Origin of the sequence: Marivirga sericea (assembly GCF_900177665.1) — a bacterium.
GTDB lineage: Bacteria > Bacteroidota > Bacteroidia > Cytophagales > Cyclobacteriaceae > Marivirga > Marivirga sericea.
This window is the reverse complement of sequence record NZ_FXAW01000003.1, coordinates 224,659-241,611: the sequence shown is the minus strand read 5'-3', so window position 1 is coordinate 241,611 and position 16,953 is coordinate 224,659. Positions and strand designations below refer to the sequence as shown.

Genomic DNA, 16,953 nt, shown 5'->3' with positions numbered 1-16,953 from the left:
ATGAAAAATTTAATTATAATAATATTAACCCTCGGAAGCATAAGCCATTTACAAAGTCAGACTTTAAATGGAAACAAAGAAGACATTCAAACCATACTGAAAAACACAGAAGACTTTTCAAAATACATTATGGCTTCAGATTATAAGAAGATTGCCGATTCTTATACCGAGGACGCGAAAATTTTTCCGAATAACACTAACATATTAGAAGGTGAGGATATTATTACCTATTGGACACTTCCCGAAGGAATAAGTACCACTTACCATAAAATAACCCAAACCGAAATAAGCATTATTAATAATACTGCTTATGATTATGGGTATTATGAGGGCAAAACCAAGCACAAGGACGGACATATATCATCCTGGAAAGGCAAATACGTAATCGTCTGGAAAAAAGTAGATGAAAATTGGAAGATGTACTTGGATATTTGGAATAATACCAAATAATGAATTCAAAGACCTATATCTATAAATCAAGATAGTTTAACTTTAAAATATGGCATTCTAAATGCAGTTGAGATTCCCTTTTTAGCTATTGATAAAGTAGAATTATCAAAAAAAATCATTAGAAAAAAGCGAATTAACAAAAACACTTTCGCCACTTGGAGAGCTTGAAAATCATAATATCATATTTCACTTGAAAAAGAAGAACGAATTAGGTGGTCTGTATGGAATGAAAAAAAATAACCGACTTGGATTAAATATTGACTAACCAAAAGAATTAATCGAAAGAATGAAAAATGCCTTTGGACAAGATATATAGAGCATACTCTTTGAGATACGAGCTATACATGGACCGATACAAAACATTTTGACCTTTCCTGAATAAAACCTACATTAATATAAATATAATATACAATTGACAAAGTTATCAGAAAATGGAATACAATTTAATACCACCTTGTAAAGAACTCGAAAATCACATAAGTCATTTTTGGGTTTGTACTTGGAATTCATCTTTAGAAAAGCCAAACACTACATACTTTGTTGTAGGAAGTAGTTTATCAGAGATTGTTTTTGCCTTTAATGGAAGAGACAAGGACTCTAGTTTCTTGTTCTCAGCCATTCAAGGTCATACACATTTGGCAAATCAGTATCCTGTAGATGAATTTCATCACCTTATAGGTGTTGCATTTTACTCTTATACAATACCTGGTTTTTTTAATATTCCGTCAACTGAACTCAATGATAAGTTTATACCATTAAATACATTTCTTGGTAATGAAGGAAACGTGTTAAATGAAAAGATTGCTATCGCTCCATCAACCGAAGAACGAATTGATATAATATCAGAATATTTCAAATTACTATTACAGCAACCCAAAATGGCAGATCCTTTAATTACAAAAGCAATTAAAGCTATAAAAAGTGGTAATGGTAATTTAAGGATTGAAGCACTTGCTAATGAATTTGGTATTTCTCAAAAACAATTCAACAGACGTTTTAAGAGGTTTTCAGGGTTTAACCCCAAAACCTATTCTAGGGTAATACGCTTTGAATCTGTTATAAAACAGCATCCAACTACCTCTAGTCTTACTGAAATTGCCTATGAAAATGGTTATTTTGACCAAGCTCATTTTAATAATGAATTTAAATTATTTACTGGATTTAACCCAAAAGAATTTTGGAATCTAAGTGAAGAGGATATTTAATAGGTCTATTTTTTACAATTTTCATAGTCTTTAGCGAAATATTTTTGTGGTGTAAAAACCTAAAATATTTAAACTAACGATGAATTACAGTATTAAAAAAAAAGAAAGAATAGTTGGACTCTTTTTATTTGTTGGGATTGTCACTGGGATTTTCAGTATAGCTCCTGCAATAGATTCGATAGATTATTTGAAAGAAGCTGCATTAAATTCCAACCAAGTAATAATAGCTGCTATTTTTCAATTTGCAATGTCCTTAATTTATTTAGGAATTGCAGTTTTACTTTACCCAATTGTAAAACCGTACAGTAAAACCTTGTCCTTAGGCTTTTTAAGCTTTAGAATTATTGCTGTTACACTTTCCATTGCTGGAACTATTCTGATGCTGACGGTTCTCTCTTTAAGTAAAGATTACGTTGGGAGTAACACTGAATACATTTTAATGATTCAAACATTAGCAGATGTATTAAAGTCATCCCGTGATGTAGTGAATCATATATTCATGATCTTAATATTATGTTCAGGTAATATTATGTTGTATATCCTGTTTATTAAATCCAAACTAATTCCTAATTGGGTTTCTTATTGGGGGATAATTGGAGCTATCTTATCTATAATTGCTAGTGGATTAGTTCTATTTGATATTTTGGGTATTATTACATTTGATTACATTCTATTAAATACACCAACAGCGATTCTTGATTTAATTCTCAGTGCTTGGCTTATTTTTAAAGGGTTTAACAAAAGAGCAAGCCTCTAGCTAACCAAAAAAAACATTTATGATTTTGGTATAAGAATCAGACTTAAGAAGGTACTTTTATTAAATCTAAAATGTCCATTTTTTACAATTTCTGAAAATTTGTGCAGCATAACTTTGTACTCTTTAGTTTACAAAATGAATTAGAAATTGCTTGAAAAATATTCAAGAAAGAAAAGAAAGAAATTTTGTGCAAAAGAATAGTTTTGAAAGTTCTATATGTAGTTATTGCAATTTCGATAGTTGTGCTTTATGATAATAAACTTGAAGAAGATTTTTTTATTCAAGTTTCATGAGAAATGAGACTTAAAAGAACAATTAATAAATTACAAGAATCTGTTTCTGAATATTATCAAATTAGAATCGATCCATTAATAAAACTTAATATTGGCAAAATTATTATAAAATACCTTAAGTCATCTCTAAACAGTAACAAAACAATTATGAAAATAGAGTTATTACTCTTCTTATCAATAGCAGTGTTTGCAAGTTGCAAAGATTCTTCAAAAAAGGAGTTAAATACACCCATGAATAAGATCCATATAGCTATGGACAAAAATGTAGATTCCCTTCTTTTAGACTCTAAAATAAATGCCGTTTCAATCGGAGTGTATAAAGACGGAGAAAAGTATATAGCTCATTATGGAGAACTAGATAAAGGGAAAAATAATAAGCCAACCGATAAAACAATCTATGAAATCGCATCAGTCAGTAAAACTTTTACAGGAGTGTTAGTAGCAAATGCAGTATTAGAAGGCAAACTTGCCCTAGATGATGATATTAGAGAGTATCTAAAGGAAGACTTCAAAAACTTTGAATATAACGGAGAACCTATAAGAGTTAAACATTTGCTGACACACACCAGTAGAATGTCAAAATTCTTGCCTGAAAGTATCAATGAACTGTTTAATGACTTTAATGAAGATTTACCTTTTAAAGTATATGAAATTCAAAAGGATTATGGTAAAAAGGAATTCTTTCGTGACTTGCATTCAATAGAACTAGATACTATTCCTGGAGAAAGATATACATATTCAAATGTTGATACAGAGCTAATGGCAGAAATACTGGAAAATGTATATAAAAAGTCATTTGATACCCTTTTAAAGGAATATTTTCAAACTAATGCTAATATGCAAAACACCTACATAAATCTTCCAAAAGATAAAGAGCAATATTTGGCTAATGGATATGGAATGACTGGCAAACTCGTTCCTCATGAAGTAGTTATATATGGTGCAGATGGTGGTGTAAAAACCACTATGCCAGATTTGGTAAACTATATGCAATTACATTTAGATTCTAATAATAATGTAATCTCAGAATCTCACAGAAATCTCCTAGAGAATGGAAATAGAGAAATAGGGTACTACTTCCCTATAAGGAATAATGAAGAATATGGGACTTATTACAGTATGCACGGAGGTGGTTTTGGTAGTCAAAATTGGTTTTTTTTGCTTCCTAAATACAATTTAGGAATCTCGGTAATCACAAACCAGAGTGACTTGGACACAGCTGATAAATTATTGAAAGTAGTTAAAGGCTTAATTAAAGATTTGAAATAGCTTAAAACCTATGATTTATTCGATAAAGAGGTGGAATAAAATAGAAAAATTCTGGGACAGAACCGCTCCGAGCTATGATAAAGAAGAGTATAAAGCCAGTGAAATTAATCAACAAATTATATCTAAAGTTAAGCGATATTTAAAAACATCAGATGTAGTATTAGATTTTGGTTGTGCAACAGGAAATATTTCTATTGAAATTGCTAAATTGGTAAAAAGGGTTCACGCAATTGATATATCATCGAAGATGCTTGAAATTGCTGAAAGAAAAGCTGAAAAACAAGATATAGTAAATATTGAATACACTCATTCTACTATTTTTGATAATCATTTAAAAGAGAGTTCTTATGATGCGATTTTAGGGTTTCACATGCTTCACTTATTAAATAACCCAAAAGACTCTTTACTAAAGATAAATAGTCTTTTAAAACCAAGTGGGCTTTTTATATCTGTTACACCCTGTATGTCAGAGAGAAAATTATTAAGTTATATATTATATGCAACTAGCAAATTAGGGCTTATTCCTCCTTTCAAGTCTTTTAAACCATCAGGTTTAAAATTTTTATTATTAGAAGGTCGATTCGATATTTTAGAAATAATTAAACTACAAAAAACATCAAACCAATATTATATTGTTGCTAAAAAGATATATTAGTCTAATTGAATAAACCATTAAAGCATATTGTTAGTCTCGCCTATATAAAGCTATAAAAATAAAGCGTTGTGCCTTTGAACCAACGTTTTAAAAATTGCACAATTATTATCTTATTATTTACCTGAGTTCGATTCTAAAAGATAGCCATTTGGTTAGGATTGATGGAATCGTATTTGATAGCGGGCTTTTTAGGAAAGAATGTGTAAGCAATTAACCCGGAGATGAGATTGCAGTCTCCAATGAAATGGAAAATAGAACCTTCTTCTGAAAATGTTTTCTACTCCTTACATTATTCTTCATCAGATTTATTGTTGGACAAAAACTATCCGGAGCATATAATTCAAGAGATTCCTGATAAAAAGATATATGAAAACCGGAAAAAATCGAATATTTATGTTCAAAATCCTAAAAATCAATTCTAAGATTTAGACTTAAAATTATATATTCCTAAAGATTAGTTTGCACCTTTCCATTCCTTTTTTTAAATCTTGTTAAATCAGTTGATTTGGAGTGTTAGTTGTTAAATGTGCAATTTGATGTCAATTGACAAATCTGAATTCATTCTAAGATTTTATTCTCAACTTTTAAACCTTCGATCAACTATAGTCTTGTAACTTTCGCCAATAGGAATTTCTTTTTTGCCAATTTCAACATCGTTCTTTGTAAAAGCTGTAATTTGGTCATAATTAACAATATATGAGCGGTGAATGCGTATAAAGCGACTGTCTAGCTCTTTTTCAAAAGCAGAAATACTAAATTTCACAGCATGTGATTCATCTATTAAATGAATCTTTATATAATCTTTTAAACTTTCCACATATAAAATTTCAGCAAAATCTATTCTTATTCTTTTTCTGTTTTTTGTTACAAAAATAAAATCATCCTTTTCCATAGTTAGGGTAGTTTTAGACTCTTGATTAAAACTATTCTGCTGTTGTTTAAACTTATCTATTGCTTTAAAAAAACGTGAAAAACTTATAGGTTTTAATAAATAATCTACCGCATTTAACTCAAACCCATCCACTGCATAATCTCTGAAAGCTGTTGTAAATATCACTTTAGGTTTGTGAAGCAAGTTTTTAAAAAAATCTGTACCCTTTAAAACAGGCATTTCTATATCTAAAAATAATAAATCAATAGCCTGGTGTTGTAAAATGACACTTGCCTCAATTGCACTAGTACAAGAAGCTATAAGTTCAAAACCTGATAATTGCACTAAGTGTGCTTCTATTAACTCTCTAGCTAATTTCTCATCGTCAATAATTAAACATTTGTAAGTCATTATTTGGCAAGTAATTTTAAAGTTACTTCATAGGTTTCTTTACTATTTTCAATATCTAACGTATAATTATTTGGATATAACAACTCTAGTTGATTTTTTACATTTTTTAAACCAATACGATTCTCTTCCTTTATATCAAGACTAGCATTAGGCTTAGAGTTTTTTATATAAAAAATAATCTGATTATTTTCAAGGTTAATATTTATTACTATAGAAGCTTCTTTTAGTTCTTGTGTAACACCGTGTTTAAAAGCGTTTTCTATAAAAGTTAACAATAATAGTGGTGCAATTTTTATATCTTTTTGTATATTATTTTTAAATAAAATTTGAACACGGTTACCATACCTTACTTTTTCTAAAGAAAGATAGTTATCAATTAACTCGATCTCTTTTTGAAGCGAAACGAAGGTATCATTACATCTATAAAGCATATAATCTAATATGTCTGCTAATTTATCTATTACATCTGGGGTTTCGTCAGATTTTTTTATAGCTAACGAGTACAAATTATTTAAGGTATTGAATAAAAAATGCGGGTTTAATTGATGCTTTAAGGCAACTAATTCTGCTGTTTTCTTCTGTTCATTTAATTTTAAAAGCCTTTGCTGGTTCTTATAAAACCGAGCCATTAGAAGTAATACGACCGGTGTTAAAAACAAAATAGATTTACTTAAAAAAACGGAGAAATAGCTTAGTCTTTCCCAAAACGAATCTTTCGCATATTTTTTAGCTAGGTCATCGTAGTACTCTATATATTTTGGTTCGTATAAGTACATATGAAGTGCAACATATAAAACAAACATTGTGATTAATAAAACAATAAGCCAAAAAATAAAAATATAGATTTTTTTTTCATTTAAAAATTTTGGAACTAACAGATACAAACTTGCATATGCAGTTATTATTTGTGGGATTATGATTTTACATGTAGAGTGAAATAACTGTATATAACCTGCTTCAAAATTACTAACATTTGAAGAAAACATAAAGTATAGAAAAACGCATATCCAAAACAAAATATGTTTAGAAAGTGGGGACTTATATGGGTTGTATTTTCCTAAAAAATGCCTCATTTGGAATGGCTAAAATACAATCATTCTGGTAATTATTATTTATTAGTTGCTAAAACAGTTATTTAAGATGTTAAACGGAACGTCTATGACGACAAGCAGGTAATTTACCTAAAACATACTTTCTGTAGGCATAAAGCATCCACTGGTCTATTTATCAAAAACGGTATATACTTCACTTGTATTTTTGAATCAAAATACTTTTAAAACATGAAGAATTTAATTTTCACTTTACTACTAGGTTTTATTTCAATAGCTGCATCTGCACAGAAATCTGATTTAATTTTCGAGAACCAAATTATTGAGACAGATTTTTCAGATCGTAAAGCTATAATCACGACAATTAAAAATTTTTATTTAGGTGATCATACAGGAAGCATTAAAAACAAAAGACTTTCCATGCATGAAAAAGGGGCTTACAGATATGTAAATAAAGAAGGGAAATATAAAGAAAGCGAATTTCGATTAGATTCAGGCAATGCAGATCCAAATTATAAAGAAGAGCTATTGAGTATTGAAATTTATGATAAGATTTCTTTTGCTAGACTTCGACTAGATCAATTTCACTCCAAAATTCCTGAATATAAATTAATGATACTTCATAAGGTTGATAACCAATGGAAAATTACCAGTATCTATTGGGGTTACGGAATAAAACAATAAAAAATATTATCATGAACTACTTACTCTATATGATGTCTTTCTTGTCATTTTTCTTAGTCTTTTCACAAGCCAGTAAAAGTGATGACAAGCTAGATGAAAAGCAATTGCTTATTAATATTTATGGAAATCAAAATTCTAGAAAAGTTATTAATTACGATAAAAGCTTTGTGAGTGAGTCTAAACTTTTTTATGAAAGTTTAGAAAAAAAGAGTCCCAGACAATTATCTGATAAAAGTAAAATTGCATTTACGCTTAAAAATTATATCGAAGGGAGTTCCTATAACAATCTTGAACAGTTAGAAAGTGTATTTGCTGAAAATGCCAAGTTATACTTAACAGTTGGTGAAATATTTAAATCGTTAACACCTAAAGAATATGTTGCTTTTTTTAAGAATGCTGAAAAAGGAAAATTTAATGGTCGGTATGGAAAAGTATTATCAATTGAAGTAGTAAAAGATATTGCAACTGCTAAAGTTGAAATAACAATACCAGAAAAGAAAATGATTTATATCGATTTATTTCTATTGAAAAAAATTGGGGATAATTGGAAAATAATCAGTAAAACAGCAACTAGAATTGATGAAACAGAAGGCAAGTAAAATTAGAATAGCAATCTTGCTAATGTTACAATTTATAGCAATAAGCACATCTGCTCAAACACCCACAATTACTTATGTAGAGGCGCAAATTGAAGTAGATGGTAAATTCAATGAAGACGTATGGAATACTTTAAATTCTCATTCTGGTTTTTATAATTATGCACCAACAGATGTTGGCTTGGCAAAAAATCAATCATCAGTAAAAATGTTTCATAATGGAGAATATTTGTATGTTAGTTTAACATATTATGACACTACAAGCGATACACAAGTAAGTTCTTTAAAACGAGATGTTCCTATTGGTATAAGCGATGGATTTGTAATTATTTTAGATACTCAAAATCAAGAACAAAACGCGTATTATTTTTCAGTAAATAGTTATAGCACTCAAATAGATGGTATAGTAGAGCGTACTAATGAAGGTTATGATTTTACTACAAGTTGGAACACGATTTGGAAAGCAAAAGCTTTTTCAAATGACAACTTAAAGCAATATGAAATAGCTATACCGTTAAAATCACTAAATTTTGATAATAACAATACCATCTTTGGAGTTCAATTTTATGTAAGAGATATTAAAACCAACTCTTGGACAATTTTAAAAAATGTGAAACGTAATTATAGTTTGTTTGATTTGCGTTTTACTGAAAAATTTAGGGTAGAAGATTTACCTAATTCATCCGCTTCACGTTTTGCGATTACCCCGTCTTTAACTGTAAATAATCAAAACGATGTAGTGAACAATACCAATGAAACAACAATTAAACCTAGTTTAGATGTACAATACAATGTAACATCTTCATTAAAATTAGATGCAACCATAAATCCAGATTTTTCTCAGATTGATGTGGATCAACAAGTAACAAATCTTACCAGATTTTCAATATTTTTTCCAGAGCAGCGAAACTTTTTTCTTGAAAACGCCGATTTATTTTCAAGCTTGGGAGTTGAGGGTATAAATCCCTTTTACTCAAGAAGAATTGGAGCTGAAAACCCTATTCAGTTTGGATTAAAATTATCAGGGAATGTATTGCCAGAAACTAGAATTGGCATTGTAAATGTACAAACTGATAATGAAAACACAAATGCTTCACAGAATTATGGAGCATTAGTCGCAGAGCAACAAATCAATAAAAACTTTACTACAACAGGGTTTCTAATAAACAGACAAGAAACGGATAAATTGAATTTTAAAAATGATTACAATCGGGTAACAGGAATCAACATAAATTTTAAATCAGACAATAATAAATGGATTGGGTTAGCCAACTTAGGAAAAAGTTTTAATGATAATCTCTCTGATGATAATAGTTTTTACAATGCAGGAATTTGGTTTAATAAAAGAGGTTTTAACTGGAATGCAGCTATAAAAAATGTGGGTAAAAATTATATTACAGATGTTGGATTTACGCCACGCCTAAATAACTATGATGCAATTAATGATGTAACTATTAGAGAGGGCTATACACAAACTACTATTGGTACTAGTTATGAAAAGTTTTACGATAACTCTAAAACTCTAAACTCAATAAGATATCTGAATTATAGCAATGATAATTATTTTGATGAAAGTGGGGATTTAAATCAATCATCACACTTCTTTAATGGGGCAGTTTTTTTTAAAGACTTGTCATCTATCTATTATGTGTATACCCAAGAATATATAAACTTAAAATATGGTTTCGCACCTTTAGGGAATGGGAATGCCCTGGTGCCTGATATATATAATTTTGGGATTTTCAAAGTGGGATATAATTCAGCGAATAATCAAAAATTTAGATATCAGTTAGACGCACAAAAAGGAAGCTATTATGGAGGAAGTAGAATTGCAGCTGGTGCATATTTAAATTATCAGCTATTACCTTTTGCAAATCTTCAATTGAATTATGATTTTAATAAAATAGATTTAGAATCATTGGGTAAAAAAACGTTTCACCTAACCCGTTTTACTGGGGAAGTATTCTTTAACAATCGATTAAACTGGACTACCTACGTCCAATACAACACACAAAGTGACAACTTTAATATAAACAGCCGCTTACAATGGGAATACAAGCCATTATCCTACATATACCTTGTGGCTTCAGATAATTACAATCAAGATATTGTTCGTAAAAGCTGGGGATTAGCCGTTAAAATTAACTATAGATTCGATTTTTAGAGTTGACAAACTTGAGCAGTCTGAAACTATAAAAATGTCTATTTTTTACAATTTTCATAATATTTCAAAAAGTAATTTCGCTAATCGAAAAAACAAAATTTAACCTACATTTAGAGATAAAAAGCATAAAATTAAAACTTCAATTTTGTAATAATACTGAAGGTTAACTTCTATTTCAGACCTAATATTTCTAAACTAAACCGTCAACTGTCATTGTAATAATTTCTTAGAAAATTAAAGATTAGATAATGAAGAAAGCAATAATTATTGGTGCAACCTCAGGAATTGGTCAAGGAATAGCAAAAGTTTTAACTGACAATGATTATAAGGTGGGTATAACGGGTAGACGGACTGAATTACTTGAAGAATTGAAATCTCAAAATCCGATAGCCTATTTTACAAAACCTTTTGACATAACCGATACGAAATTAATTGATGAAAATTTAAATTCATTAACAACAGAACTTGGCGGGCTCGACTTACTCGTTATTAGTTCGGGGAATGGAGATTTAAATGAAAAACTTGATTTTAAAATTGAAAAGAGGACAATTGAAACCAATGTAACTGGCTTTACATGTGTTACAAATTGGGCTTTTAATTATTTTGAGAATCAAAAATCAGGACATTTAGCTGCTATAACATCAGTTGGTGGACTTCGTGGAAGTGGAATTGGACCTGCGTATAACGCAACAAAAGCATATCAGATAAATTACTTGGAGGGATTAAGGCAAAAAGCGAAAAAAGTAAATACATCAATTTTTGTGACAGATATCAGACCAGGGTATGTTGATACTGCAATGGCAAAAGGAGAATGACAATTTTGGGTTGCAACAGTTGAAAAAGCAAGTCAACAAATTTTCGAAGCTATAAAACGGAAAAAGCAAGTAGTTTATATTACAAAACGTTGGCAACTAATTGCTATAATTTTAAAAAGAATACCAAGACAAATATATGCTAAGATGTAACTACCAAAAAAAAAGAACAGCTAGCAATGTGTATAAAAAATAAACAACATAGTAGTGATTTCAGGGCATTGGTTAGAAACTAACGTATTGTTTAGTAGCAAGTTTGGCGTTCTGAAATCGGCTACTTTTTATACATAAAATCAGCTATGTTGCTAAAATTAAAAATATAAAAACACTCCCAAAATGAAAAATATAACCTACTTAATTCTCATTTTTATAATACTCAACAGCTCTTGCGGTAAAGATAATATAGAAGGTATTGGAAATGAAAATGATATTGTATCCGATGTACCTGAAAACACAATTACAACACCATGCAGTTTTAACTTATCTGACCTAACTGCAGATTCCACTATAAAAATAGATTGCTTGTTAGACTTAAATGGACAGACAATTACATTGCCTAATAATGTGAATTTTGAGTTTGGTGGTGGAGATATAATAAATGGCAAACTTATTTTTTCCAATGGAACCATTGACGGAAGACTCTTAAGCTCTAAATTAGAAATTGAAGGAGAAGTAAGTCTAGCATCCCCTACTTTCAAGTTTTATGCTGTTAGATGGGGTATAGTTGAAGGGAAAACCACTTCTGAAGTAGCACTATCAAATACCGCGATTTTAGAAAAAGTATTTTTCTTAACCAAAAATTTAGAAGCCTCTACTTTTTTAATCGATAAGCTTGATGCTTTTTTTGAAGTTACTAAAACAACGAGTACTGCAACCAATGCCAATTGGTATCCTACACTAGAAGCTGTAAATCTCCCTTCTAACTTCAATTTAAAAATGACAGACAATACCCATCTACGAATTTATCCTGGCGATAAACATAATAGAAAAGGTGGTGCAATTTTGGCGGTTAGAGATGCCGAAAATATTACTGTAACAGGAGGTAATTTATATGGAGATAGAGACCAACGCGTCTTTTCTGCTGATGATAATGGATTGGAAGGTAGTCATCTATTTTATATTCACTCAGGAAGAAACATTGTGGTAGATGGAGTTCGTTTTCAAGATGGTTCATCAGGTACTTTTGCCATATTTTCATTTGGTTTTTCATATAATCCAGATTATAACCCTACGCAAAACGTTACTATTAAAAATTGTATCATAAAAAACTCTAGAAGAATGGCCATAGCATTAGTAGATGGTAGAGATATTACTATTGAGAACAATACATTTATTGACGCTGGACAGCCGTCTACGAATACGGATGGTGGTGAGGTTGGTTATGCTATAAATATAGAACCAGAACGCTTTAGAGATGAAAACGGCATATTAAAAGAACGCCAAAGAGTATTCGATGTTTTAATAAAAGGTAATACGGAGAGCGGTAGCCGTGGAGGCTTCCTTACACTTACAATAGGTCAAGATATTACTGTTGAAGATAACGATATAGGTTCAAGGGTAGTATACTCACTTATATCAGGTGCAAAAATCATTAACAATAGATTTAAAGCCATTGGTACTGCATCAGACAGTTGGGCTATTTTTGCAGCAGGTAGTGGAGAGACCGTTTTTAATAACGAAATCGCAAACAATACAATAGAAGGGTATAATGCCGGAATCATTATTGGTACTAAAGATGCTTTTGTACACGATAATACAATTACCAACTGTGAAGCTGGTATTCAATTAAGTAAAGCAACAAACGTAAGGATTCATACAAACACTATGACTGTTGAAAAAAATGGAATACAAGCCACCAATACAAATAATGATGATATTGAGATAAAAGACAACTCCGTAACTTCATCAAGTGGTTTCCTTGTATATTTTGCTCAAATGAACAATAACGAGGAACATGAAAATCAAAAAGTAGTTTTTGATAATAATTCCTTTCATGGCTCTAGAGCTGTTACCTTTTCAAATACAAACGGTGTTATTTTCATAAATAATGAAGTAGATGGAGGTCTTGAAATTGGGAATGCAAAATATATTGAAGTTACTAATAACATGATTAAACCAAAAGACAGAAGTGGTATTAGATTATTTGAAACACATTTAAATACAGTAATAACAAATAATACCATTTATGTACCTACTGGAGGAACAAGGTATTCATGTATTGAGAATAATTCAACAACGCCAAATGAAGTTAACCTAAACGGTAATACTTGTAACTAATTCTATAATAGCTACAAGAAATGTGTGTCCATTGATAAAAAAACAGAACTTGATTAAAAATCAATTATGTAGGAGTATTATTGAGTTTTACTGAAAAAACTTTCAAGATTTATAACTTGTAGACCAATAATAAGAATTTGATATTAAAGCAAATGAAATGAACAAAACAACACCTATAAACCGACATTTTATCAATTTTGGGATTCCTATTGGGCTATTTGGAATTCTGATGTTTTTAATGAAGTCTTCATTTCTTAAAGGAAATGATACTTTGAGCTTCGCATTAACAACGGACCTACTTCTGACGGTGCCACTTGTTTATTTTCTGCTCATTCGAAAATCAAAAATTGCAAAAACTACAGTTGTACCATTTATGATAATTGGGCTTTTAATTGGTTCATTTTTTTTACCCAAAGAGAGCCAATCATATTTGTCAATTTTCAAAACTTGGGTTTTACCAATAATTGAAATGTCAATAATTGTTTTTGTGCTAATTAAAGTTCGTAATGCTATTAGAAAATATAAAGGAATTAAAGGTTCAATTCCAGATTTTTATAATGCCCTTAAAAGTACTTGTTATGAAATTTTACCTAGAGCACTTGTACTACCATTTGTGACAGAAGTTGCGGTTTTTTACTATAGCTTCATTAATTGGAAAACACGAGAAGTTGGTGCCAATGAATATACATACCATAAGACAAGTGGAACACCTGCCCTTCTATATGCATTTATTTTAGTTATAGGTATTGAAACAGTAGTTATTCATTTTTTACTAACTCAATGGAGTATAATTGCGGCTTGGTGTTTAACAGCCTTGAGTATCTACAGTGCTATTCAAATATTTGGTTTTGCTAAATCGCTAACCCAAAGACCAATTTCCATCAATGAAGACAGTTTAACTTTAAAATATGGTATTTTAAATGAAGTTGAAATTCCCTTTTTGGATATTGACAAAGTAGAACTATCAAGTAAATCATTAGAAAAAAACGTATTGACAAGAACGCTTTCGCCATTAGGAGAAATTGAAAGTCATAATATTATAATCAGCTTGAACACGGAGAATGAATTAATTGGTCTTTATGGTAGAAAAAAGAAGTTTATTCTCCTTGGATTACATGTTGACGACCCAAAAGAATTTAAAGAAAAAATAGAAAACGCTTTACAACAATGAAAATTTACTTTGCTGGACTATTATTTAATATGGCGGAACAAGACTTCAATAAATCTTTAGTTGACCAATTGTAATTACTCGGTTTTGACATATTTTTCCCTCAAAGAGATGGTGTTGAGCTAGATAAAGCGCCCCAGGATATGACTACTGTCCAAAGAAATAAGACTATCTTTTTTACTGATATACAACAAGTATTGAAATGTGATATTTTTCTTTTTGTACTAGATGGAAGAGTACCAGATGAAGGAGCATGTTTTGAACTAGGAATTGCATACACTCAAAAATTTCTATCTGAATCCTCTAAACAAATATTAGGACTACATACAGATATAAGAGCTTCATTTTTAGATTCTAAATTAAACGCAATGATTGAAGAGCCTTTTCATGCAATTTTTTCTTCTCCAAAAGATTTATTTATATTTCTATTGGAGTAGAATCAACCTGACTTCGATTCTTATTTAGGATTCAGAACGCCTATAAACAATGAGTTTCAACTAAAAATTCTGAAGCAATAGCGGGCTATTGCAAGGGGTTTTTAGGCAGAAAATCGCTGTTTAGAGGTGGGAATGCGAAAAACTTTTCCATATAATCCTATATACTGCGTTGTCTTCCCTGGACATAGCCCGCTATATCATCAAAAAGACGCCTTGTCTATTGAATTATATGAAAATCTGAATTTCCAAAGACGACTCGAACTCAGGTTATCAGTATTTATTACCCGCTTAGCACTTTTCCTTTCATTTCGTGTCTCTACATTTCGGGAAAATAGGTGCATTATGAGTTGGAAAGAATTTGTTAATTTTTGTGTAACGCTATTTCAGGACTAGACAACATAAAATAAAAAAAAGCCCTAAATCGTAAGATTTAAGGCTTTTTGTGTTCAGATGAATTCTGAAAGTGGGCCCACCTGGACCACACATGAAGCCTTTAAAATATTGTATTTCAATAATTTAGCCATTTATTGAAGTTTATGGACACTAATTGGACACCAAAGAATTATTTTCAATTGTTGCCGTTTAATGACTTAATTTCCACTACATACTGCCAAAGAACTTTTCTTTGTTATACTAAATATACGCAAAAAAGGGCAAATTTTATGTACAAAAGGCGTGAAAATTCTGGATTATAACCTTAAAATTTGGCTTAATCTGTGAGGTATTCCTGGACTGTTTCAGCATCTATTCCAGTGTAATCTGCGAACTCGGAAACGGTGATCATTTGGTGTTTTTCTTTTCCTCTTTTTTCTCGAATCTTCTCTAATATTCTTCTTCCCGTGCGTTCGCTTTTTCCTGTGATGCGCTGTATGTCCTTTGGATAGATAACGGTTCTTTTCAATATCATAAGCTTATACTTTATCTATACTTTATCCATAAGGATGCTATACACTAATATAGCCAATTTCTTGAAAGCTTTAACGACAATAATTGCCAATTAAGACAACACGACCTTTAGCGGAAGTCAGTTTTTGACAAACGCTATTTGAGAGAATACTTTGGTGGCTCATCAAATATATTTTTCAATTATGGCAAGACAAAAGGGTATTATCAAACTGAAAGGCAAAATCGGAGATTTGTCTTTTTACAAAACGAAAGATGGCTATCTGGCCAGGGAAAAAGGAGGCATTGACAAAGAGCGGATGAAGAATGATCCAGCTTTCCAAAGGACTCGAGAAAATGGTGCTGAATTCGGGCGAGCTGGAAAAGCTGGAAGGCTTTTAAGGACTTCCGTTCGACCTTTGCTTTTGAAGGCAGCTGATGGTCGAGTGGCCAGCCGAATGACCCGAGAAATGGTCAAGGTCGTGAAAAGCGATACATCCAACGATAGAGGCGAAAGAACGGCTATTGAAGGTGATATTGAATTGCTGAAAGGCTTTGAGTTCAATCAAAGCGGAAAACTGAATGCGACTATGTATGCACCCTTTGTAGCCAATATTGACAGGGCTACGGGTGAAGCAACAGTAAACATTCCGGATTTTATTCCGCAGAACACCTTTGCAGCACCTGCAGGCGCATCGCATATGCGCTTGGTTGCAGCTGCAAGTAAAGTGGATTTTGCTGAGGAAACATTCAGTCTGGGGACAGATGAAAGTAGCGAGATAGCAATTGGTCCACAAACCGAGGCGGCTATTAGTTTGACTGCCACTGTACCTACAGCTGGTGATCAGCCCATCTTTTTGCTTTTTGGAGTGGAATTCCTTCAAGAGGTGAATGGAACCATGTATCCGCTTAAAAATGGTGCTTTCAATGCTTTAGCATTGGTGGAGGTTGATAACGTCTGATTTTTTTAGCA

The 16,953-nt window shown here is 31.0% G+C and carries 17 protein-coding genes and 1 pseudogene; 14 read left to right on the top strand and 4 right to left on the bottom strand.

The features are described from left to right. The 5 genes from B9Y84_RS08750 to B9Y84_RS08730 all read left to right on the top strand — a co-directional run bounded on the left by B9Y84_RS08750 (position 1) and on the right by B9Y84_RS08730 (position 4,629). Positions 1–450 carry a YybH family protein gene (locus B9Y84_RS08750; RefSeq protein ID WP_085516705.1) on the top strand — a complete coding sequence of 150 codons (450 nt, stop codon included), beginning with the start codon at positions 1–3 and terminating at the stop codon, positions 448–450. A gap of 431 nt (positions 451–881) precedes the next feature. Beyond that, a complete protein-coding gene (locus tag B9Y84_RS08745) occupies positions 882–1,655 on the top strand; it encodes an AraC family transcriptional regulator (RefSeq protein WP_085516704.1) in 774 nt (257 codons plus the stop codon). Between the two features lie 79 nt (positions 1,656–1,734). Next, positions 1,735–2,412 carry a DUF4386 domain-containing protein gene (locus B9Y84_RS08740; protein WP_085516703.1) on the top strand — a complete coding sequence of 226 codons (678 nt, stop codon included), beginning with the start codon at positions 1,735–1,737 and terminating at the stop codon, positions 2,410–2,412. A 440-nt stretch (positions 2,413–2,852) separates the two neighbouring features. Beyond that, positions 2,853–3,974: a serine hydrolase domain-containing protein gene (locus B9Y84_RS08735; protein WP_176223758.1), complete on the top strand. Its 1,122-nt coding sequence runs from the start codon at positions 2,853–2,855 to the stop codon at positions 3,972–3,974. A 10-nt stretch (positions 3,975–3,984) separates the two neighbouring features. After that, positions 3,985–4,629, top strand: coding sequence for a class I SAM-dependent methyltransferase (locus B9Y84_RS08730; RefSeq protein ID WP_085516701.1), 645 nt, complete (start codon positions 3,985–3,987; stop codon positions 4,627–4,629). 133 nt (positions 4,630–4,762) lie between these two features. On the opposite strand, the pseudogene B9Y84_RS21075 reads toward B9Y84_RS08730, so the two are convergent. After that, positions 4,763–4,858 (bottom strand): annotated as a pseudogene (locus B9Y84_RS21075) (IS982 family transposase); the annotation flags it as partial. Between the two features lie 10 nt (positions 4,859–4,868). Here B9Y84_RS21075 and B9Y84_RS08725 point away from each other — a divergent pair. Further along, complete coding sequence (locus B9Y84_RS08725) at positions 4,869–5,051, top strand: hypothetical protein (RefSeq protein ID WP_139827990.1); 183 nt, start codon at positions 4,869–4,871, stop codon at positions 5,049–5,051. Between the two features lie 155 nt (positions 5,052–5,206). On the opposite strand, the gene B9Y84_RS08720 is transcribed toward B9Y84_RS08725, so the two are convergent. Both B9Y84_RS08720 and B9Y84_RS08715 read right to left on the bottom strand, forming a co-directional pair. Next, on the bottom strand, positions 5,207–5,911 hold the full coding sequence (locus tag B9Y84_RS08720; RefSeq protein ID WP_085516699.1) for a LytR/AlgR family response regulator transcription factor: 705 nt from the start codon (positions 5,909–5,911) through the stop codon (positions 5,207–5,209). After that, the gene (locus tag B9Y84_RS08715; RefSeq protein ID WP_085516698.1) at positions 5,911–6,984 is read right to left on the bottom strand and encodes a sensor histidine kinase; all 1,074 of its coding nucleotides are present in this window, start codon (positions 6,982–6,984) and stop codon (positions 5,911–5,913) included. The genes B9Y84_RS08720 and B9Y84_RS08715 overlap by 1 nt, the downstream gene beginning before the upstream one ends. Positions 6,985–7,191: 207 nt before the next feature. Between B9Y84_RS08715 and B9Y84_RS08710 the strand changes: the two genes are divergently transcribed. The 7 genes from B9Y84_RS08710 (at position 7,192) to B9Y84_RS08680 (ending at position 15,098) form a co-directional block, all read left to right on the top strand. Then, the gene (locus B9Y84_RS08710) at positions 7,192–7,644 is read left to right on the top strand and encodes a hypothetical protein (protein WP_085516697.1); all 453 of its coding nucleotides are present in this window, start codon (positions 7,192–7,194) and stop codon (positions 7,642–7,644) included. Positions 7,645–7,655: 11 nt separating this feature from the next. Continuing rightward, on the top strand, positions 7,656–8,243 hold the full coding sequence (locus B9Y84_RS08705; RefSeq protein ID WP_221406419.1) for a nuclear transport factor 2 family protein: 588 nt from the start codon (positions 7,656–7,658) through the stop codon (positions 8,241–8,243). Then, a complete protein-coding gene (locus tag B9Y84_RS08700) occupies positions 8,224–10,404 on the top strand; it encodes a DUF5916 domain-containing protein (RefSeq protein WP_085516695.1) in 2,181 nt (726 codons plus the stop codon). The genes B9Y84_RS08705 and B9Y84_RS08700 overlap by 20 nt, the downstream gene beginning before the upstream one ends. 248 nt (positions 10,405–10,652) lie before the next feature. Then, the gene (locus tag B9Y84_RS08695) at positions 10,653–11,219 is read left to right on the top strand and encodes an SDR family NAD(P)-dependent oxidoreductase (RefSeq protein ID WP_221406418.1); all 567 of its coding nucleotides are present in this window, start codon (positions 10,653–10,655) and stop codon (positions 11,217–11,219) included. A 333-nt stretch (positions 11,220–11,552) separates the two neighbouring features. Beyond that, on the top strand, positions 11,553–13,493 hold the full coding sequence (locus B9Y84_RS08690) for a NosD domain-containing protein (protein WP_085516694.1): 1,941 nt from the start codon (positions 11,553–11,555) through the stop codon (positions 13,491–13,493). A 238-nt stretch (positions 13,494–13,731) separates the two neighbouring features. Beyond that, complete coding sequence (locus B9Y84_RS08685; RefSeq protein ID WP_245830844.1) at positions 13,732–14,664, top strand: hypothetical protein; 933 nt, start codon at positions 13,732–13,734, stop codon at positions 14,662–14,664. An 89-nt stretch (positions 14,665–14,753) separates the two neighbouring features. Beyond that, positions 14,754–15,098: a nucleoside 2-deoxyribosyltransferase gene (locus B9Y84_RS08680; protein ID WP_085516692.1), complete on the top strand. Its 345-nt coding sequence runs from the start codon at positions 14,754–14,756 to the stop codon at positions 15,096–15,098. A 709-nt stretch (positions 15,099–15,807) separates the two neighbouring features. On the opposite strand, the gene B9Y84_RS08675 is transcribed toward B9Y84_RS08680, so the two are convergent. After that, positions 15,808–16,005: a hypothetical protein gene (locus B9Y84_RS08675; RefSeq protein WP_085516691.1), complete on the bottom strand. Its 198-nt coding sequence runs from the start codon at positions 16,003–16,005 to the stop codon at positions 15,808–15,810. 181 nt (positions 16,006–16,186) lie between these two features. On the opposite strand from B9Y84_RS08675, the gene B9Y84_RS08670 reads away from it, so the two are divergent. Further along, positions 16,187–16,942 carry a hypothetical protein gene (locus tag B9Y84_RS08670; RefSeq protein WP_085516690.1) on the top strand — a complete coding sequence of 252 codons (756 nt, stop codon included), beginning with the start codon at positions 16,187–16,189 and terminating at the stop codon, positions 16,940–16,942. The last annotated feature ends 11 nt before the right edge of the window (positions 16,943–16,953 follow it).

What these genes read in the sequence shown, in the direction of transcription:
- B9Y84_RS08750 (WP_085516705.1), top strand. Translation starts at nt 1, where the DNA reads ATGAAAAATTTAATTATAATAATATTAACCCTCGGAAGCATAAGCCAT.
- B9Y84_RS08745 (WP_085516704.1), top strand. Translation starts at nt 882, where the DNA reads ATGGAATACAATTTAATACCACCTTGTAAAGAACTCGAAAATCACATA.
- B9Y84_RS08740 (WP_085516703.1), top strand. Translation starts at nt 1,735, where the DNA reads ATGAATTACAGTATTAAAAAAAAAGAAAGAATAGTTGGACTCTTTTTA.
- B9Y84_RS08735 (WP_176223758.1), top strand. Translation starts at nt 2,853, where the DNA reads ATGAAAATAGAGTTATTACTCTTCTTATCAATAGCAGTGTTTGCAAGT.
- B9Y84_RS08730 (WP_085516701.1), top strand. Translation starts at nt 3,985, where the DNA reads ATGATTTATTCGATAAAGAGGTGGAATAAAATAGAAAAATTCTGGGAC.
- B9Y84_RS08725 (WP_139827990.1), top strand. Translation starts at nt 4,869, where the DNA reads ATGAAATGGAAAATAGAACCTTCTTCTGAAAATGTTTTCTACTCCTTA.
- B9Y84_RS08720 (WP_085516699.1), bottom strand. Translation starts at nt 5,911, where the DNA reads ATGACTTACAAATGTTTAATTATTGACGATGAGAAATTAGCTAGAGAG.
- B9Y84_RS08715 (WP_085516698.1), bottom strand. Translation starts at nt 6,984, where the DNA reads ATGAGGCATTTTTTAGGAAAATACAACCCATATAAGTCCCCACTTTCT.
- B9Y84_RS08710 (WP_085516697.1), top strand. Translation starts at nt 7,192, where the DNA reads ATGAAGAATTTAATTTTCACTTTACTACTAGGTTTTATTTCAATAGCT.
- B9Y84_RS08705 (WP_221406419.1), top strand. Translation starts at nt 7,656, where the DNA reads ATGAACTACTTACTCTATATGATGTCTTTCTTGTCATTTTTCTTAGTC.
- B9Y84_RS08700 (WP_085516695.1), top strand. Translation starts at nt 8,224, where the DNA reads ATGAAACAGAAGGCAAGTAAAATTAGAATAGCAATCTTGCTAATGTTA.
- B9Y84_RS08695 (WP_221406418.1), top strand. Translation starts at nt 10,653, where the DNA reads ATGAAGAAAGCAATAATTATTGGTGCAACCTCAGGAATTGGTCAAGGA.
- B9Y84_RS08690 (WP_085516694.1), top strand. Translation starts at nt 11,553, where the DNA reads ATGAAAAATATAACCTACTTAATTCTCATTTTTATAATACTCAACAGC.
- B9Y84_RS08685 (WP_245830844.1), top strand. Translation starts at nt 13,732, where the DNA reads ATGAAGTCTTCATTTCTTAAAGGAAATGATACTTTGAGCTTCGCATTA.
- B9Y84_RS08675 (WP_085516691.1), bottom strand. Translation starts at nt 16,005, where the DNA reads ATGATATTGAAAAGAACCGTTATCTATCCAAAGGACATACAGCGCATC.
- B9Y84_RS08670 (WP_085516690.1), top strand. Translation starts at nt 16,187, where the DNA reads ATGGCAAGACAAAAGGGTATTATCAAACTGAAAGGCAAAATCGGAGAT.